This window comes from Pseudonocardia sp. ICBG1293, assembly GCF_020131355.1.
In the GTDB taxonomy this organism is placed as follows: Bacteria; Actinomycetota; Actinomycetes; order Mycobacteriales; family Pseudonocardiaceae; genus Pseudonocardia.
In genome coordinates this window covers 345,697-362,318 of sequence record NZ_JAHLEL010000014.1, presented here as the reverse complement: position 1 = coordinate 362,318, position 16,622 = coordinate 345,697, and the positions used below count along the sequence as shown (strand labels likewise).

The following is a 16,622-nucleotide window of genomic DNA, read 5'->3' as shown; positions in this document are numbered from 1 at the left end:
GAGGGCCTGGGTCCCTGACCAGCATGGTCGGGCCCCGGGCGCCCCGACAGCCGCAGGTGTCGCGCGGTGCGGACCCACCGGCACGACATGTGTCGCGACCGGCGCGCTACCGGTCCGGGCGGCGCGGTGACGCGACCAACCGGTCGTACGTGCCCGCCAACCGGGCGATCTTGACCCCCAGGTGGAAGGTGAGGCGGTCCCCGCCGTTGGCGAAGCTCAGACCGGTGAGCTGCTCGATGCGCGACAGACGCTGGTAGAGCGTCGCCCGGTGGATGTGCAGCTCCGCCGCCGCACGTTGCACGTCGCCCGCGAGGTCCAGGAAGGTCTCCGCGGTCTCCAGGAGCAGCCGGGCGCCGCGGTGCCCGGCCAGCCGGAGCAGCGGCGCCGGATACGACGAGATGTCCAGGTCACCGGGCGTGAGCATGGCGAGGAGCCCGTAGACGCCGAGCTCCTCCCAGGTCACGACGTTCGCGAACTCCGGCAGGTGCTGAGCGGCGCGGTTCGCGATCACCGCGTGCCGATAGGCCTGGCGGGCCTCCGCCAGGCCGCCGTCGTGGCTCCCGGTGCCGGCCGTCCAGCCGCCCCCGGTCGCCCGGTCCAGCTCGGCGGTGACCCGGGCCGCGACCTGCTCCACCTGGTGGCCCGCCACCTGGTCCCCCGCGACGAGGACGACCAGACCGGTGCGGCGGACCCAGACGAGCGTGCTGTGTCCGGGTGCGCGTCGCAGGACCTGGTCGGCGGCCTGGGCCAGTGCCGTGGCGAGGGCCCGGTCGACATCGGCGGCGTCGTCGTCGGCGTGGGCGGCAGCGCGGCGGCCGACGACGGCGACCTCGACGTGGTCGGCCTCGGGGAGCAGGTCGTCCTCGCGGAGCTCGGACAGCGCGTCGCCCCGGGTGGCCGTGTCGGACGACACGAGCCCCCGCAGGAGCACCTCCATCCGGGCACGCCGACGCTCCAGCGCGACGTCGCGACGGTAGAGACGCAGTCCGATCGTCTCGGCGACCTCCACGGAGTCCGCGATCTGCTCTTCGGTGAGCGGGGCGTCCTCGATCAACCACAGGAACCCGAGCAGCAGACCCGCGCACCGGATCGGCACGCACAACCGGGGTGTGACGCCGGGGAGCGGCAGGGTCAGGCGGGCCGGCTCGGTGAGCTGCCAGACGTCCTGCGCCTGCACCAGCTCGCGGACCTCGTCGTCGACGTCCCGGCCGAGCACCGATCGGATGCGCGTCTCGTCCTCGTCACCGAAGTGCCTGCTGGCCGCGAGCAGGCGGATGTTCGGGTCGTCGATTGCGACCGACCGCTGCAGCCGCTCGGCCAGTGCGTCGACGGCCTCCTGCAGGCCCGCCTCGTCCTCGGTGCCGGCCGTGTGCAGCCGGTCCCGTGCCCGCTTCGCCACCAGCGCACGACCTCCGGATGTTCCTGGGACGGATCCGCAGCATAGGCATCCGGCATCTGCGCGGGAGTCCGTGTTCCCCGGGGGAGCCTGCGCTACCGGGCCGGCATGTGGAGCTCGAACCAGTCCACGGCCCGCGCCAGGAAGTCGACCTGCGCCGGGTAGGCGCGCACCCCGTGCCCCTCCTGCGGGTAGACCGCCAGCACCGAGGCCACGCCGTGTGCCTGCAGCGCCTGGTGGAACTCCTGGGCCTGGCCGGGTGGTGTGCAGTTGTCCAGTGCCCCCGCCACGGTCAGGCACGGCGTGCGGACCTTGCTGGCGTGCAGCACCGGGCTGCGGGTGTGTGCCCGGGTTCCGTGCTGCTCCGGGTCGGCGTCGAGGAACCGGTTGCCCCAGGCGGCGATGTTGCTCGTGAAGCCCTGGCTGTACCAGTCGGTCACCGGGGCGATCGGCACGGCCGCCGCGAACCGCCGGTCCTGGGTGACCAGCCACGACGACATGTAGCCGCCGTAGCTCCCGCCGATCAGACCGACCCGGCCCCCGTCGACCACACCGCGCTCCACGAGTGCGTCGATGCCGGACAGGAGGTCGTGGGTGTCGGCCCCGCCCATGTCGCCGACGACCAGGCCGGCGAAGTGCTGGCCGCGCCCGGCGCTGCCGCGCGGGTTCGGGTTGAGCACCGCGTACCCGCGGGACACCAGCAGCGGGACCCACGACGACCGCATCGACCACTGGTTGCGGAACGCCCAGATCGGCCCGCCGTGGACGTTCACCACCAGCGGGAACGGACCGTCCCCCTCCGGCGTGCACAGGATCCCCTCGATCTCCGTGCCGTCCGGCGCGTCCCAGGTGACCACCTGCGCGGTCCCGGCGACGGAACGCAGGTACTCGGTCCCGGGGTGGGCCACCGAGGCGAGCACCCGGTCACCGCCGGAGCCGGACACGACGAGCTGCTGCGGCAGCGCGTAGGACTCCTGGATCGTGCACACCGTGGCGTCGGCGGTGAACACGCCGTCCGGGTGGAAGGTGCTCCCGCCGCACGCCGAGGCCGTCGAGAAGATCTCCGACACCTCCGTCGTCCCGTCGTGTGCGACGTCGACGACGCCCGCGACCGAGTCCAGGTGCCGCAGCCCGACGTAGCCGAGCCGGGTCTCGTCGAGCCACTCCAGCCCGGGAGACGTCGGTGCCGCGCACGTCGATCCGCCGCACCGCCCCGGAGGTGCGGTCCACCACCAGCAGGTCACCGGCCACCACCCAGCGGTCGCTGCACACCGCCTCGACCACCGACAGCCACCGACCGTCGGTGGAGCCGGTCGGCAGGGCGAGCTGGACGTCGCTGCCCAGCACCTTCCGGATCGAGCCGACCGGCTCGAACAGGCTCAGGTCCGCGCGGTACCAGTCGTCCTCGCCGGGCCCGTCGGAGGTGATCGCCGCGACCCGCTCCGGGCCGCACCAGCCCGCCTCCCAGCAGTTCAGGCCCGCCGCGGAGAGCCGGTCGAGCGCCCCGGTCCCCGGCGTGTACAGCCAGAGGCTGCGCCGTGCCTGCTCCCCGGCCCCGTCGTCGATGCGGGGGAACCACGACGGTGTCTCGTCGGCGTCGCGTCGGTTGACCCCCGATCCCTGTCCGCCGGACAGGTCGGCGCCGAGACCCGCGACGCCCAGCAGGATCCGCCTGCCGTCGGGCGACCAGTGCAGGTACTCGACCGTGCCGGGCACCGGGGGCGCCGCCTGCGCCTCACCCAGCCTGCCGTCGACCAGCAGGTGGAGCTGGAACACCCCGCGCTCGCCCCGGTCGGCCAGGAACGCCAGGGTGTGCCCGTCCGGCGAGAACCGGCCGGACCGCGCCGATGCGCCCGTGGCCGACACCTGCCGGAAGCGGCCGTCCTCGGCCGTGTGGAGCGCGTTCCGCGGCACGCCGTCGAGCTCGTCCAGGACGTCCGCGGTGACCACCGTGCGCCGCCCGTCCCGGGTCACGTGCGGCTCCCGGATGCTCGACGGGCCACCGAACCCGGGCTCGTGCAGTGCCTGCAGGTGTGCCAGGACCCTGTCGTACTGCGCCTGCTGCTGCGTGCTCCGCTGTGTCATCGGGCTCCCCCGGATCCTGCCGTGGTCTCGTGTGGGCGAGTCTCCCCGGCGGTCGGATCGACGGGCGTCAGGTCGAGCCGCTGCATCAGGAAGGCGAGCCAGTGGGTGGCGTGGGTGACGCCGTCGGACCGGGAGGTCGCCGTTCCGTGCCCGACGCGGTCCCAGACCCGGAGCAGCTGCGGCGCGGTGGTGTCCGGCACCGCCTGCACCCGGGCGACGAACTTGCGGATCGGCCCCGGCGGGCACGCGACGTCGGCGCCGCCGGCGTGCACGTACAGCGCCGGGTAGGCCGTGCCGTTCTCGATCAGCTGGTACGGCGAGATCCCGGCGAGCCGGGTCACCTCGTCCGGGTCGTCGAGGTCGCCGTACTCGGCGCCGACCGCGAACCGGCCGTAGGGATGGCGGTGGCAGCCGATCACGTCGAGGATCGGGCACTGGGCGACCACCGCCGCCCACAGCTCCGGGCGCTGGGCGAAGGCGACCCCGGCCATGAGTCCGCCGTTGCTCCACCCGGTCACGGCGAGCCGGTCCCGCGTGGTGACCCCGGTGCGGACCAGGTCCTCCGCGATCGCGTACAGGTCGTCGAAGCTGTTCTGCTTGTTCCGGAGGCGCCCGGCGTCGGCCCAGTCGGAGCCGAGGTCCGCGCCCCCGCGCTGGTGCGAGATGACCAGCGTCCCGCCGGCCGCGACGAACGCCGCGACCGGCCCGGGGAACTGGGCGGGCCAGGCGACCCGGCCGCCCCCGTAGGCGGTGATGAGCGTGGGCGACGGCTGCGTCCCGTCGGTGCCGGCCGGCCGGACGAGGTGGTAGGGCACCTCGGTGCCGTCCGCGGACCGGGCCCGGCGCAGCGACACGCCGGCCCCCGGCAGACGGACGCGGGGTTCGCGCAGCGTGCTCAGCCGACCCGAACCCGGGCGGTAGCTGTACACGCCCGGCGACGACGTCGGGGTGGAGAAGGCGAAGAGGAACTCCTCCGGGTGCTCCGGCGGCACCAGCGAGGCGTGGGGCAGCACGTCCAGCGGGAACGCTCCGCGGCCGGGCAGCGGTACCTCCTCCAGCTCGCGGCCGTCGAGATCGAAGACCCAGGCACGCGCCTCGGTGTCGACCGAGCCGGTCACCACCAGGCGGTCACCGATCAACCGGACGTGGCCGAGCACGCGGTCGGAGGCCGCGACCAGCTCCTGCCAGGTGGCGGGGTCCGACGGCGCCGGGGCGTCGAACGGGATCGCGACGATCCGTCCGCGGGGAGCGCCGTGATCGGTGACCGCGATGTACCGGTCGCCGTGGATCACGCCCGCGACCGAGGCGTCGACGTCGCGGACGAACGGTCGCCACGCCCGCCCGGGCAGGTCGCACACGTACTGCGGCAGCGGCCACACCGCGGAGACGACCGCGCGCCTGCCGTCGGCGGAGACCTGCACGGTGGGCCCGTGGGCGACGTCGAACGGCTCCGGTTCGTCGGGGGGAGGGGCGCCGACCGCGTGGAAGTACGTTCGCAGGGCGAACGTCCCGGAGGACGTGTCGGCGGCCGTGTAGAAGAACCCGGAACCGTCCGGCACCCATTGTGGAGTGACGAGCGGTCCCATGGTCCGCTGCGGGATCCGGTCCGCGAGGCGGTCGCCGCTCTCCGCGTCGAGCAGCCTGACCTCGCCGAGCTCGGAGCCGTCCGCGCAGACCGCGAACGCCACGATCCGCCCGTCCGGGGAGGGCGCGAACCACGAGATCTGGCGGTTGCCGTCGGTGTCCGGGTCGTAGAGGACCGTTCCGGGGAGGTCCGGTCCGTCGGAGACGACCAGCGCGGCCCGGTCCGGGTAGTCCGGATCGGGCGTCCGGTCGAGGCGGAACCAGCGACCGCCTGCGTACCGCGGCGCCGGCTCGACCATCCAGTTGCTCGACCCGGTCCCGTCGGCGACGAACGTGTCGACCGACGCGTGCAGCGCGGCCAGGTGCGGCCACCCGCCGATCATCGTGTCGGTCAGCGACTGCTGGTCCCGCTGCCAGGCGGCGACCTCGTCGGAGTCGTCCTCCAGCCAGCGGTAGGGATCGGGGGAGTCGACACCCGCCACGACGTCCCGGACGTCGACGGTCCTCGCCTCCGGATACTGCGGACGATCACCGGGCATCCTCGTGTCCTTCCTGCTCGCGGGCAGACCTACCAAGTGTGGTCTCCGGGGCGTAGGTGCACAGCCGACGATTGCCGATGATCCCGGGCGCTGGACACGACGTCTGTGCATCGTGCGCCGGGCCGGCTCCACCCGGCGTCGCGTCGGGAAGCGGTCGACGCACGGATTCCTCGCTGCGTGTCCGCACGGGTCGGCGGTCGTCGGCGTCGGGTCCAGCCCGCCCGCCGGGATGTCGTCGTGTGGGGCGCAGGTCCGGCGGGCGATCTCCGACGGGCCGGGGTCACGCCGTCGGGATGGGCGCACGTCTCCGTCGACGCGGCGGACGGGCCATGACGCCGGACCCGAGCGGGTGCGGTTCGACCCGCGCCACCGACGTCGGGGGATCGCGCGGCGGACTGTGGTGAGCCGCGTCGAGACCTTGGAGATCTTCACGGGCCGGACGGGCCGTGATCGGCTGGAAGTCGGGACCCACGTCGGAAGGTGCACCGATGACGAAGATCAGGATCAGGCCCGGGCCCGCTCCCGAGCAGGTGCTGCAGGTCGTCCGCGCGACCTTCGAGTCGCGCGACTTCACCTGGCAGCCCGACGGCGACCGGCAGGCCCGCGCGAGCGAGGGCGATGCCGCGGTGCGCGACGCCGCGCTGCCGACCTCGCAGCGGCTGCGGGTCCGGGTCCGTGTCCGACCCGACGCGGACCGCGTGGTGCTCGACCAGGAGACGGTCGGGGCGGCGATGACGGGGGCCATGGCGTCGACCGGTGCCGGGCCGTGGCTGATGATCACGCTCGGCCGTCGGTTCCGTCGGATCGTCAAGGCGGTCCGGCAGGACCTCGCGGCCGCGCACCTGTCCGTCTGAGACGGCGACACGATGGCGAGGCGTACGGCACGGCGCCTGATGAACGGGCTGGTCGCCGTGGCGATGACGGTGGGGGTCGCGGCTGCGTGCTCCCCGGCCGGCCCCGGCGAGGACCCGGGCGGCGATCCCACCCGTGTGCAGACCGCGTCGGGTGCTCTGCAGGGCGTCGCCGACGGCGACGTGGTGCGGTTCCGCGGGGTGCCCTACGCCCAGCCACCGGTGGGGGAGCTGCGCTGGGCACCGCCCGTGCCGGTCACCCCGTGGAGCGCGGTGCGCGCCGCCGACCGCTCGGGACCGCCGTGCGCGCAGTCCGCGCCGCCACCGGCCGGCCCGCAGGTCGAGGAGGACTGCCTGCACCTCGACGTCACCGTCCCGGCGCGACCGGCTGCGGTGCCGCGCCCGGTGATGGTGTGGCTGCACGGAGGCGGTTTCAGCACCGGCGCCGGCTCGGACCACGACCCGCGGCGCCTCGCCGCCCAGGGCGACGTCGTGGTCGTCACCGTGGACTTCCGGCTCGGGACGTTCGGCTACCTCGCCCTGCCCGGGATGATCGACCCCGGCAGCTACGGGCTCCAGGACCAGCAGGCCGCCCTGGCCTGGGTCCGGCGCAACGCGGCCGCCTTCGGTGGGGACCCCGCGAACATCACGCTGTTCGGGCAGTCGGGCGGCGCCGTGGCGGTGTGCGGGCAGCTCACCTCACCCGCTGCGCGAGGACTGTTCGACAAGGCCATCCTGCAGAGCGGCTCCTGCGGCACGACCCTCGCCGCTGGTGCCGCCGGTCCCGGCTCGCCGGCCTTCGGGGCGTTCTGGAGGCCCATGGCGCACGCCCGGCGCACCGGCATCTCCGTGGCCGAGAACCTGGGTTGCACCGATCCGACGACTCGGCTGGCCTGTCTGCGAGGCGTACCCGCGGACAGGCTGCTCGCCCAGCCCACTCCGGTCACCGCGGCCGCCACCGGTGACAGCACCCTCCCCGTCGATCCCCGCGACGCCCTGCGTTCAGGGCGGTTCGCCGACGTCCCGGTGCTGTCCGGCCACACCGCCGACGAGCAGCGCTTCATCGCCAACCTCTTCGCCCTGCTGGGGCAGCCCGTCACCGCGGCGGCCTACCCGGAACTGATCGCCACCGGCTTCGGGGAGGACGCAGACGCCGTTCTGGGCGAGTATCCGCTCGCCTCCTACCCCGACGCGGCCTCGGCATGGACGGCCGTCCACACCGACTCCGGGTACGTCTGTCCTCAGCTGGACACCACCGCCGCCCTGGCCACACGCGGACCGGTGTTCGGCTACGAGTTCGCCGACCCGACCGCGCCGCCGACCATCCCGGACCCGACCGGGACGACCGCCGGGGCCACGCACGCCTCGGAGCTGTTCTACCTGTTCGACCAGCCCGGGAAGCCCGTGCGGGCCGACGGCTCGGTCCAGATGCTCACCCCGGTCCAGCGGCAGGTGGCCGACACGATGATCGCCGCGTGGACCACGTTCGCCCGCACCGGTGCCCCACCGACCGGTCCGGGTGCCTGGCCGGCATGGCACGGCCTCACCTCGGCCGTGCACGTCTTCACCGCCGACCCCGGACGACCCACCCGGGCCGATCCTGCGGCCCGGCACCACTGCGCCTTCTGGGCCGGTCTCGGGAGGTAGCGCCGTCGCCTCCGGCGGGCGACCGGTGTCGACGTCGCGCGGCCGCTCACCGGTGGTGGGGCTCGTGCGCGGCGGCGCCCCTCGTCGTCCGCGCTCGCCGTCCGCTCGGTCGACCACCAGCGCCTGCCGTCGACGGTATGCCGGGATTCTCTGCATTATCCCGTGTAGAATGCGTTGTGGTTGATATACTCGAAACCTGTAGACAGTTTGTTCAATCCGAACCGGTAGAGTGTCCACCGTGACGGAGACGGTGGTGCGGTGCGGATACAGCCGGTGCCGGGCGGAGCTGCCCCCACCCGGGCCGCAGGGGGGCCGGCCGCGGTCGTTCTGCCGGGACACCCGGTGGGAGCAGGGGAGGACGTGCGCCCAGATGGCCCGCGCCGAGCGGGAGGCACTCGGCACCCTCGGCCTGGACGCCGGGACCGGGGCGTTCGCGCTCGACGCGGACCGGCTGCGCGAGCACGTGGGGGCGCTCGCCGGGCCGGTGGCGGAGCTGTCCGGGGCGCTGACCGCGGTGCTGGACCGGCTGGACGAGGTCGAACGCGACGCGCTGGCGGCGACGGAGTCGGCCCGCGCGGGAGCGGCGCAGGCGGACGCCGCCCGGCAGGAGGCAGACGCCGGGCGGGAGGCCGCCGAGCGCCGCGCCCGGGAGGCGGAGCGGGCCGCCGCCGAGGCGCGGCAGGAGCGGGCCGAGGCGGTGACCCGCGCGGAGGAGGCCGCCGCCACCGCGCTGGCGGCGACCGAGGCCCTCGGTGCCGCCCGGCAACAGGCCGTCGACGCCGTCACCGCCCGCGATGCCGCCGTCGCCGCCCGGGACGAGGCCGTCGCCGACGCCCGCGAGGCGCGGGTGGCCGCCGCGACGGCCACCCGGGACCGGGAGGCGGCGGTACTCGCCGCCCGGACCGCCGAGCACGAGCGCGACGCCGCGCTGGGCCGCGCGGACGTCGCCGCCCGCGACCGGGAGCGGGTGAGCGCGGAGCTGGCGGCGCTGGCCGACGACCGGGCCGCGGTGGTCGCCGACCGTGCCGGGCTCGTCGAGACCGTGGTCGAGCAGCGCAGCCGGCTGACGTCGCAGCGGGAGCTGCTGGACGAGGCCCGCACGGTCGCCGACGGGCTGCGCGCGGAGCACGCCGCCGCCCGGGACGCGGTCGAGGACCTGACCCGGCGGCTCGACGACGCCCGACGGGAGTGCGCCGCGCTCGCCGCCGAGCGGGACGGGCTGCGCGCCGGGCCCCCGGCACCGGCCCGGATGCACCCGGACGACCTCGCCGCTCTCGCGACGGCGCTCCGTGGATGAGGCCGCCGGTCAGCTCCCGGGGTGGCCGGCCCGTCGGGTGGTCGAGGTCCAGCTGGCCAGGACGTCCATCGCCTCCCGGGACGGCGACCCGGCCGCGGTGGTGTAGACGAACAGGGTGGTGTCCGGGTCACCGGGCGGGGCGAACGTCTCGTACTCCACGGTGAGTGGCCCGACGACCGGGTGGCGCAGCCGTTTCGACCCGTGGGTGCGCTGGTACACGCGGTGCTCCTGCCACCAGCGACCGAACTCGGGACTCTCCTCGCGCAGCTCGGCCACGAGCGCGACGGTCGCCCGGTCCCCGGGGTCGCGTCCCGCCTCCAGCCGCAGCGTCTCCACCGCGGCCCGGGCCTGCGCCTCCCAGTCCTCGAACAACGCGCGGGCCTCGGCGTCGAGCAGGATCCAGCGGGCGTAGTTGCGGTGCGGACCGGGGAACCGCTCGAAGTCCCCGAACAGGGCCGCGGCCATCCGGTTGGCGGCGAGCACGTCCATCCGGCGCCCGAGCAGCAGGGCGGGTTCGCCGTCGAGGGCGTCGATGAGCTGGCGCAGACCGGGGCGCACCCGCTGCACCTCGCGGGCCCGTGGCCGCGGTGCGGCCGAGCCCAGCCCGATCAGGTCGGCCAGGTGCGCCCGGGCGGCCCCGTCGAGCTCCAGGGCACGCCCGATCGCCTCGACCACCGCGGGGGACGGCACGATCCGGCGGCCCTGCTCCAGCCGTGCGTAGTAGTCCGACGACACCCCGGCGAGCAGCGCGACCTCCTCCCGGCGCAGTCCCGGTACCCGGCGGACGCGGCCGTCGGCCGGCAGCCCGGCGCGGGCCGGGTCGCACTGGCCACGGGCGCGGCGCAGGAAGTCGGCGAGCTCACGGTTGTTCCCGGCCATGGAGGCCAGTGTCGTCCATCGGGCCCCGGCGGACCTGGCCCTGCGAGTCCTGGTCGGCGGAGTCCTGGTCGGCGGGGTCCTGGTCGGCGGGGACCCCGGTCGCACAGGGCCCGGTAGCGGCGCCCGGACGGCCCGTACCGGCACCAGGCTGGGTGCACGCCCCGGGTCGCCGGCGGCGTACCGCCATCGAGCAACGAGGGAGCACCACAGTGAGCCGGATCCTGATCGTCCTGTCCGCAGCCGACACCTGGGAACGCACGGACGGGTCCGCCTACCCGACGGGGTACTGGGCCGAGGAGCTCGCGGCGCCGTACGAGACGTTCGTCGCGGCCGGGCACACCGTGGAGTTCGCCTCCCCGGGCGGGGTGCTGCAGCCGTTGGACCGGCACAGCGCCGACCCCGCGGTCGCCGGCCCGGACTGCGCGCACCACGTCCGGGTCGCGGAGGCCGCCCTGCGCGAGTTCGGGACACCGCTGCGCCTGGCCGACGTCGACCCGGACCGCTACGACGCGGTCGTGCTGCCCGGGGGGCACGGGCCGCTCGTCGACCTGTACCGGGACCCCGACCTCGGCGCCCTGCTGGCGCGGGTCGACGGCGACGGCAGGATCGTCGGCGCGGTCTGCCACGGACCCGCCGGACTGCTGAGCGCCACCGGCCCGGACGGGCGCTGGCTCTACGCCGGCCGCCGCATGGCCGCCTTCACCGACGAGGAGGAGCAGCTGTTCGGCACCGCCGACGGCGCCCCGTGGCTGCTGGCGAGCCGGCTGCGGGAGCGCGCCGCCGTGCACGAGAGCGGCCCCGCCTACCAGGCGTTCACCGTGGTCGACGGGAACCTGGTCACGGGGCAGAACCCGGCGTCGAGCACCCCGATGGCCGAGCAGGTCGTCGCCGCCCTGCGCGACCGGGACACCGTCGGCGCCCCCGCCCACGCCTGACGGTAGCGGCACCGGGGTCGTCCCCGGCCGCGGTGCCCTGCCGTCGCCGGGGCCTGGCAGGCTCGGCGCCATGAGCGCGCGTGTCCCCTCCCGCCGTCGTCCCGACGGCGGGGCCCCTGCCCCTGCCGTGGTGACGGTGCTGCGGGAGCGGCTCTACGGCACCCTGTCCTGCCTGTCGACCCTGCTCGTGCTGCTCGGTCACGGTGGCGAGGGCTCCACGGCCGGGTCCGCGATCGTCGACGTCGTGGTGGCCGCGGGTGCCCTGTGGGCGGCGAGCCTGCTGTCCGACGTGGTCGCCCACCTCGCCGTGCACGGTGCGGGTCCCCGCGGCCACGAGCTCGTCGCGGCGCTGCGGAGCTCGGGCCAGATCCTCCAGGCCTCGGCGGCCCCGGTCGTGCTGCTGGCCGCCGCCGCGGCCGGCCTGCTCGAGCTCACGACCGCGCTGGAGCTCGCGACCGGGGTCACGGTGCTGGTGCTGGCGCTGTTCGCGGTGCTGGCCGCCCGGCGGACCCCGCTGTCGTGGTGGCGGCGGGTGCTGCTGGTCGTCGCCCTGGTCGGACTGGGTGCGCTGGTCATCGTGGTCAAGCTGCTCGCGCACGGCTGACCTCAGCCGACCGGGGCGGCGCCGGGACGGGTGGTCGCCGGCGGCGGGGTGCACACGGTCCCGGCCGGCGGCACGGTGGCCGCGATCAGGGTGGACCCGACCGCGGCGGCGACGCAGGGGTCGGTGCCGTAGGAGCCGTGCCCGACGCCCTCGCGGGTCAGCAGCACCGCCGAGTCGAGGGTGTCGACCATCCGCTCCGCCCACCGGTGGGGGGTGACCGGGTCGAGCCTGCCGCCCACCACCAGCGTCGGCGGTGCGCCCGCGCCGGTCAGCGGCCCGGTGACCCGGTCGGTGTTCGGCGCGTCCAGGGCCGCGCACGCCAGCGCGCTGTAGGCCGCCCGGGTGCCGATCCGCGGAGCCTGCTCGACGGCCCGCTCGGCGGCCGCGGTGTGCGCCGCGACGTCGGTCGGGGTGTCCCAGTCCGCGCAGCGCACCGCGGTGTGCTGCTCCTGGGTCGCGGTGGGGACCCCGAACGGCGAGACCGTCAGCGAGCGGTACAGCAGATGGGCCGTGGTGCCGTCGCCCTGCTGCGCGGTCGTCAGTGCCGTCGTCAGCACCGGCCAGAGGGTCCGGTCGCCCGCCGCGGCGCGGGCGACCTCCAGCAGCATCGCGCCGTCGACGACGCCGGCGGGGGAGAGCCCCTCCACCGCCCGCGCCGGGGCGGGACGGCGTTCCAGGGCGGTGACGAGCGCGTCGAACGCGGCCGCCGGGTCGTCGTCGCCGAACGGGCACGCCGCGGTCCCCTCGGTGCGGCAGGCGTCGAACCAGGCGTCCAGGGTCCGCTCGCTCGCGACGGCGACCTCGCCGAGGAACTCGAGCGGGTCACCGGCCCACAGGGTGGTGTCGACCGGCGCGTCGAGGACCATCTGGCGGACCCGGTCCGGGAACAGGGTGGCGTACATCGGGCCGACGACGGTGCCGTAGGAGATGCCGTAGTAGGTGACGGTCCGCTCGCCGAGCGCGGCGCGCAGCCGGTCCAGGTCGCGGGCGACGTTGTCGGTGGACAGGCTCGCCAGGAACGCCGGGTCCTGGTGCCGCGCGCAGCCCTCGGCCAGCGCGGCCGCCTGGGCCTGCAGCGTGGGCAGCGGGGCACCGCCGGGGATCGCGGGGTCGGCGGTGGTGTCGGCCGCGGCCTCGGCGCGTTCGGCATCGGTCCGGCAGCGCACACCCGCCGAGCCGCCGACGCCGCGTGGGTCCATCGCGACGACGTCGAAGCGGGCCAGCACCTCCGGGCCGAACGTGCCCGGCGCCCCCGGGGTCGACGGCATCGCGCGCAGCGTGTCGGTCGCGGCGACCCCCGGCCCGCCCGGGTTGAAGAACAGGGTGCCGCTGCGGCGCTGCGGGTCGGTGGCGCGGTGGCGCATCACCGCGAGGGCGATCCGCGGGCCGCCGGGGTCGGAGTACTCCTGCGGCACCTCGAGGGTGCCGCACTCCAGGCCGGGTCCGCAGTCGGACCAGGCGAGGGGGCCGGGTGGTGGCGGGTCGGCGGCGGGACCGGCGGGCGGGACGCCCGCGCCGCAGCCGGTGAGGGCCACGGCGACGGCCGCCGCGAGCACGGCGAGGGGGCGGAGGGCGCGGTACGGGGGTGGCATGCGGCCGATCCTGCGGGGGCCGGCCGGGCGGGCGGATCGGTCCGGTGGAGCGGTCCGCCCGCCCGGGCTCCGTCCGAAGGATGAGTGCGTCCGGTCCGGGGGACGGAGGCGCCCGTGCCGGTGCGGGCCCTAGCCTCGGCGCCATGACCGAGGCTCCGGCGTACCGGCGGTGGGTCGTCGACGGCCTGCCGGTCGTGCTGACGGCCCTGGTGGGGCTGCTCGCGGCCCGGTTGCGGCAGGTGATGCCGGGCGGGGAGCCCGAGCTGCTGCTGCGGGCCGACCTGGCCGTCGGGATGGTCGCCTGCGTCGCGCTGTGGTGGCGGCGCCGGTACCCGCTGCCGGTCGGGGTCGGGATCGTGCTGCTGTGCACGGTCTCGGAGATCGCGTCGGTCCCGGGGCTGGTCGCGTTGTTCGCGGTCGCCGGGCGGTGTCCCGCCCGGGTGTCGGCCGCGGTGTTCGCGGGGAGCCTGGCGTCGTTCGGGGTGTACTTCTCGTGGCGGTCCGCGCCCGAGGCGCCGGTGTGGCTGCTGGTCGGGGCGGTCGTGGCCGGGCACGCGGCGGTGTTCGGCTGGGGGCTGCTGGTGCGCAGCCGTCGCCTGTTGCTCGCGTCGCTGCGGGAGCGGGCGGCGATGGCGGAGTCGGCGGCGGCGCTGCGGGCCGAGCGCACCCAGCACGAGGCCCGCGAGGCGCTGGCCAGGGAGATGCACGACGTACTGGGACACCGGTTGTCGCTGCTCAGCGTGCACGCGGGGGCGTTGGCGTTCCACCGTGGCGCCCCCGCGGAGGAGACCGCGCGCGCGGCGGAGGTGGTGCGGGAGAACGCCCACCGCGCGCTGCAGGACCTGCGTGAGGTCATCGGGGTGCTCCGCGCGCCGGTGGGCGAGCTGCCCCTGCCCGGGATCACCGACGTCGGGGAGCTGATCGAGGAGACCCGCCGGACCGGGACCGCGGTCACCCTGCACGACGGGCCGGGTGTGACCAGCGGGGAGCAGCCGGTGCCCGAGACCGCGGGCCGCACCGCCTACCGGCTGGTGCAGGAGGCACTGACCAACGCCCGCACCTACGCGCCGGGCGCCCCGGTCACGGTGACGCTCACCGGTGGCGCCGGGGACGGCCTCGTCGTCGAGGTGGCGAACCCGGCACCGGCCCGGTCCGGTGCCGCCGACCGCCCGGGGGCCGGGCAGGGTCTGCGGGGGCTGGCCGAGCGGGCCGCGCTGGTCGGCGGGCGGCTGGACCACGGTCCGACCACGGACGGCGGGTGGCGGACCGGGATGCGGCTACCGTGGCCGCCATGACCGGCTCCGACCCCGTCACGGTGCTCCTCGTCGACGACGACCCGGTCGTCCGGTTCGGACTGTCGATGATGCTCCGCGGCGCCGAGGGCCTGACCGTCGTCGCGGAGGCCGGTGACGGCGCCGAGGGGGTCGCGCTGGCGCAGCGGCACCGGCCCGACGTCGTGCTGATGGACATCCGGATGCCGGGCACCGACGGGCTCACCGCCACCGAGACGCTGCGCCGCCGCCCCGACGCGCCCCAGGTCGTCGTGCTGACCACGTTCGACGCCGACGCCCACGTGCTGCGCGCGCTGCGGGCCGGTGCCGCGGGGTTCCTGCTCAAGGACACCCCGCCCGACGAGCTCGTCCTCGCCGTCCGGCAGGCCGCCGCGGGACGCCCGGTGCTCTCCCCGGAGGTGACCCGCCGGCTCATCGACCGGGTCGCCGAGACCGACCGGGACAGCGTCCGGGCCGCGGCCCGGCGACGGCTGGAGCGGCTCGCGGAGCGCGAGCGCACCATCGCCCTGGACCTCGGCGCGGGCCGGTCCAACGCCGAGATCGCCGCACGCCACCACATCAGCGTGGCGACGGTGAAGACCCACGTGTCGGCGATCCTGACCAAGCTGGACCTGAACAACAGGGTCCAGGTGGCACTGCTGGTGCACGACGCCGGGCTGTCCCCGCCGGTCTGACCCGCGCTCAGGCGGTGCCCGGGCGGGGCGGCCCGTACCGGAACGACGGGTGCGTCCCCTCGGTGGTCGCCCGGCCGGAGAACCCGTCCAGGACGTCGTCGACCACCGACCAGGCGGACGCGGCGGTGACGTCGTCGCCGAACGGGGCGAGGGCGTTCACGCAGTAGGCGGCGTCGCGGCCGCGGACGGTGTCGGCGACGGCCGGGGGGCGCCCGGCCGCGCCGCCCAGGTGCCGGATCCCGGTCACGACCATCGGACCGGTCCGCGACACGACCCTGGCGAGGCCGGCGCGGTCGAGACCGTCGACGAGGACGTCGTCGCCCAGATAGGCGTGCGGGACCTCCGGCTCGGCGTACACCCGCGCGGAGTCGCGCGGGTCCAGCGGACCGACGGTGTCGTCGTCCCAGGCGACGGCGGCGCGCAGCGGCGCGAGCAGCGTGTCGGTACGGCCGGTCCCCCCGGTGCCGACGACCCCGACCCGCAGGACCCGGCGTCCGCGCAGGTGGGCGGGCAGGAAGGGGAGGTCGGGGTAGCCGACCACCGACACACCGGAGGAGACGTCGTCGGGCAGCCTCGCGGACCAGTCGGCCCAGGCGTACAGCGGTGCCGGGTCGCCGGGGGAGTCCGCGGGGCCGAGGACGCGCACGAGCCCACCCCCCACCAGCCCCGCGGAGGGGAGGAGCCCGAGGTGGACCGCGGTGACGACGTCGCCGTCGTCCGGGCCGGTGCCGCGCAGGCGGGCGAAGCAGCGCGGGTCGGACTCCGCGCAGACCCGGACGGTCCCGGTCGCCCGGGCGAGCTCGATCGCCCGGACGTGGTCGGCGGCCCAGCCGTCGGCGCGGACGGTGAGACCGAGCCCCCCGCCGAACAGGTACCCGGCGACGCCGACCGAGGGGGCGCTGCCGTGCGGCGGGCGCAGCCCGTGCGGTGCCGCCGCGGCGACGACGTCGCCCCAGGTCGCGCCCGCCCCGGCGCGGGCGGTCCGGCTGCGCGGGTCGACCGTCACCCGAGCCATCGGGGCGGTGTCGAGGAGCAGGCCGTCCGTGCAGGGGCGACGCAGGCCGTGGCCGGTGGAGTGAACGGTGACCCGGAGGTCGTCGCGGCCGGCCCGGGCCAGCGCGGCGACGACGTCGTCCGCGTCCCGGGCGGCGACGACGACCGACGGACGGTGGGCCACCCCGGTCTGGAAGCTGCGTGTGCTCGTCATGGCCTCGAGCCTGGTCCCGGAGCCGGCAGAAGTCGAAGAG

Annotated in this window: 14 protein-coding genes; 7 read left to right on the top strand and 7 right to left on the bottom strand. The window is 76.0% G+C overall.

All coding sequences use genetic code 11. The features are described 5' to 3' along the window. Positions 1–106: 106 nt before the first annotated feature. The 4 genes from KPF47_RS40020 to KPF47_RS09985 form a co-directional block, all read right to left on the bottom strand. Positions 107–1,399, bottom strand: coding sequence for a CdaR family transcriptional regulator (locus KPF47_RS40020; RefSeq protein ID WP_224388326.1), 1,293 nt, complete (start codon positions 1,397–1,399; stop codon positions 107–109). A gap of 92 nt (positions 1,400–1,491) precedes the next feature. Continuing rightward, complete coding sequence (locus tag KPF47_RS09995; protein WP_224388324.1) at positions 1,492–2,406, bottom strand: S9 family peptidase; 915 nt, start codon at positions 2,404–2,406, stop codon at positions 1,492–1,494. Continuing rightward, positions 2,321–3,481 carry a hypothetical protein gene (locus KPF47_RS09990; protein ID WP_224388322.1) on the bottom strand — a complete coding sequence of 387 codons (1,161 nt, stop codon included), beginning with the start codon at positions 3,479–3,481 and terminating at the stop codon, positions 2,321–2,323. The genes KPF47_RS09995 and KPF47_RS09990 overlap by 86 nt, the downstream gene beginning before the upstream one ends. Further along, positions 3,478–5,604 (bottom strand): prolyl oligopeptidase family serine peptidase, encoded by a 2,127-nt coding sequence (locus KPF47_RS09985; protein ID WP_224388320.1) that lies wholly within the window; start codon positions 5,602–5,604, stop codon positions 3,478–3,480. Before KPF47_RS09985 ends, KPF47_RS09990 begins: the two co-directional genes overlap by 4 nt. A gap of 488 nt (positions 5,605–6,092) precedes the next feature. Between KPF47_RS09985 and KPF47_RS09980 the strand changes: the two genes are divergently transcribed. The 3 genes from KPF47_RS09980 to KPF47_RS09970 all read left to right on the top strand — a co-directional run bounded on the left by KPF47_RS09980 (position 6,093) and on the right by KPF47_RS09970 (position 9,399). Next, complete coding sequence (locus KPF47_RS09980) at positions 6,093–6,458, top strand: hypothetical protein (protein WP_224388318.1); 366 nt, start codon at positions 6,093–6,095, stop codon at positions 6,456–6,458. Positions 6,459–6,470: 12 nt separating this feature from the next. Further along, the gene (locus KPF47_RS09975) at positions 6,471–8,102 is read left to right on the top strand and encodes a carboxylesterase/lipase family protein (RefSeq protein WP_224388316.1); all 1,632 of its coding nucleotides are present in this window, start codon (positions 6,471–6,473) and stop codon (positions 8,100–8,102) included. A 370-nt stretch (positions 8,103–8,472) separates the two neighbouring features. Further along, positions 8,473–9,399 carry a response regulator receiver protein gene (locus KPF47_RS09970; RefSeq protein ID WP_224388314.1) on the top strand — a complete coding sequence of 309 codons (927 nt, stop codon included), beginning with the start codon at positions 8,473–8,475 and terminating at the stop codon, positions 9,397–9,399. Positions 9,400–9,408: 9 nt separating this feature from the next. Here KPF47_RS09970 and KPF47_RS09965 read toward each other — a convergent pair whose 3' ends face one another. After that, positions 9,409–10,278, bottom strand: a complete 870-nt coding sequence (locus KPF47_RS09965) for a helix-turn-helix transcriptional regulator (RefSeq protein ID WP_224388312.1) — start codon at positions 10,276–10,278, stop codon at positions 9,409–9,411. A 209-nt stretch (positions 10,279–10,487) separates the two neighbouring features. On the opposite strand from KPF47_RS09965, the gene KPF47_RS09960 reads away from it, so the two are divergent. Next, positions 10,488–11,213, top strand: coding sequence for a type 1 glutamine amidotransferase domain-containing protein (locus tag KPF47_RS09960; RefSeq protein WP_224388310.1), 726 nt, complete (start codon positions 10,488–10,490; stop codon positions 11,211–11,213). Between the two features lie 70 nt (positions 11,214–11,283). After that, on the top strand, positions 11,284–11,817 hold the full coding sequence (locus tag KPF47_RS09955; protein ID WP_224388308.1) for a hypothetical protein: 534 nt from the start codon (positions 11,284–11,286) through the stop codon (positions 11,815–11,817). Positions 11,818–11,819: 2 nt separating this feature from the next. Here KPF47_RS09955 and KPF47_RS09950 read toward each other — a convergent pair whose 3' ends face one another. Further along, on the bottom strand, positions 11,820–13,409 hold the full coding sequence (locus KPF47_RS09950) for an alpha/beta fold hydrolase (protein WP_224388306.1): 1,590 nt from the start codon (positions 13,407–13,409) through the stop codon (positions 11,820–11,822). Between the two features lie 143 nt (positions 13,410–13,552). Between KPF47_RS09950 and KPF47_RS09945 the strand changes: the two genes are divergently transcribed. Together KPF47_RS09945 and KPF47_RS09940 are read left to right on the top strand one after the other, a co-directional pair. After that, the gene (locus tag KPF47_RS09945) at positions 13,553–14,704 is read left to right on the top strand and encodes a sensor histidine kinase (protein WP_224388304.1); all 1,152 of its coding nucleotides are present in this window, start codon (positions 13,553–13,555) and stop codon (positions 14,702–14,704) included. Then, positions 14,701–15,375: a response regulator transcription factor gene (locus tag KPF47_RS09940; protein WP_224388302.1), complete on the top strand. Its 675-nt coding sequence runs from the start codon at positions 14,701–14,703 to the stop codon at positions 15,373–15,375. Before KPF47_RS09945 ends, KPF47_RS09940 begins: the two co-directional genes overlap by 4 nt. 7 nt (positions 15,376–15,382) lie before the next feature. On the opposite strand, the gene KPF47_RS09935 is transcribed toward KPF47_RS09940, so the two are convergent. Further along, entirely contained in the window at positions 15,383–16,582 is a 1,200-nt protein-coding gene (locus tag KPF47_RS09935) for an FAD-binding oxidoreductase (protein ID WP_224388300.1), read from the bottom strand. Positions 16,583–16,622: the final 40 nt, after the last annotated feature.

Bases quoted from the DNA above. Each gene is read 5' to 3' on its own strand.
- KPF47_RS09990 (WP_224388322.1), bottom strand. From the start codon at position 3,481: ATGACACAGCGGAGCACGCAGCAGCAGGCGCAGTACGACAGGGTCCTG.
- KPF47_RS09985 (WP_224388320.1), bottom strand. From the start codon at position 5,604: ATGCCCGGTGATCGTCCGCAGTATCCGGAGGCGAGGACCGTCGACGTC.
- KPF47_RS09980 (WP_224388318.1), top strand. From the start codon at position 6,093: ATGACGAAGATCAGGATCAGGCCCGGGCCCGCTCCCGAGCAGGTGCTG.
- KPF47_RS09975 (WP_224388316.1), top strand. From the start codon at position 6,471: ATGGCGAGGCGTACGGCACGGCGCCTGATGAACGGGCTGGTCGCCGTG.
- KPF47_RS09970 (WP_224388314.1), top strand. From the start codon at position 8,473: ATGGCCCGCGCCGAGCGGGAGGCACTCGGCACCCTCGGCCTGGACGCC.
- KPF47_RS09965 (WP_224388312.1), bottom strand. From the start codon at position 10,278: ATGGCCGGGAACAACCGTGAGCTCGCCGACTTCCTGCGCCGCGCCCGT.
- KPF47_RS09955 (WP_224388308.1), top strand. From the start codon at position 11,284: ATGAGCGCGCGTGTCCCCTCCCGCCGTCGTCCCGACGGCGGGGCCCCT.
- KPF47_RS09950 (WP_224388306.1), bottom strand. From the start codon at position 13,409: ATGCCACCCCCGTACCGCGCCCTCCGCCCCCTCGCCGTGCTCGCGGCG.
- KPF47_RS09945 (WP_224388304.1), top strand. From the start codon at position 13,553: ATGACCGAGGCTCCGGCGTACCGGCGGTGGGTCGTCGACGGCCTGCCG.
- KPF47_RS09940 (WP_224388302.1), top strand. From the start codon at position 14,701: ATGACCGGCTCCGACCCCGTCACGGTGCTCCTCGTCGACGACGACCCG.
- KPF47_RS09935 (WP_224388300.1), bottom strand. From the start codon at position 16,582: ATGACGAGCACACGCAGCTTCCAGACCGGGGTGGCCCACCGTCCGTCG.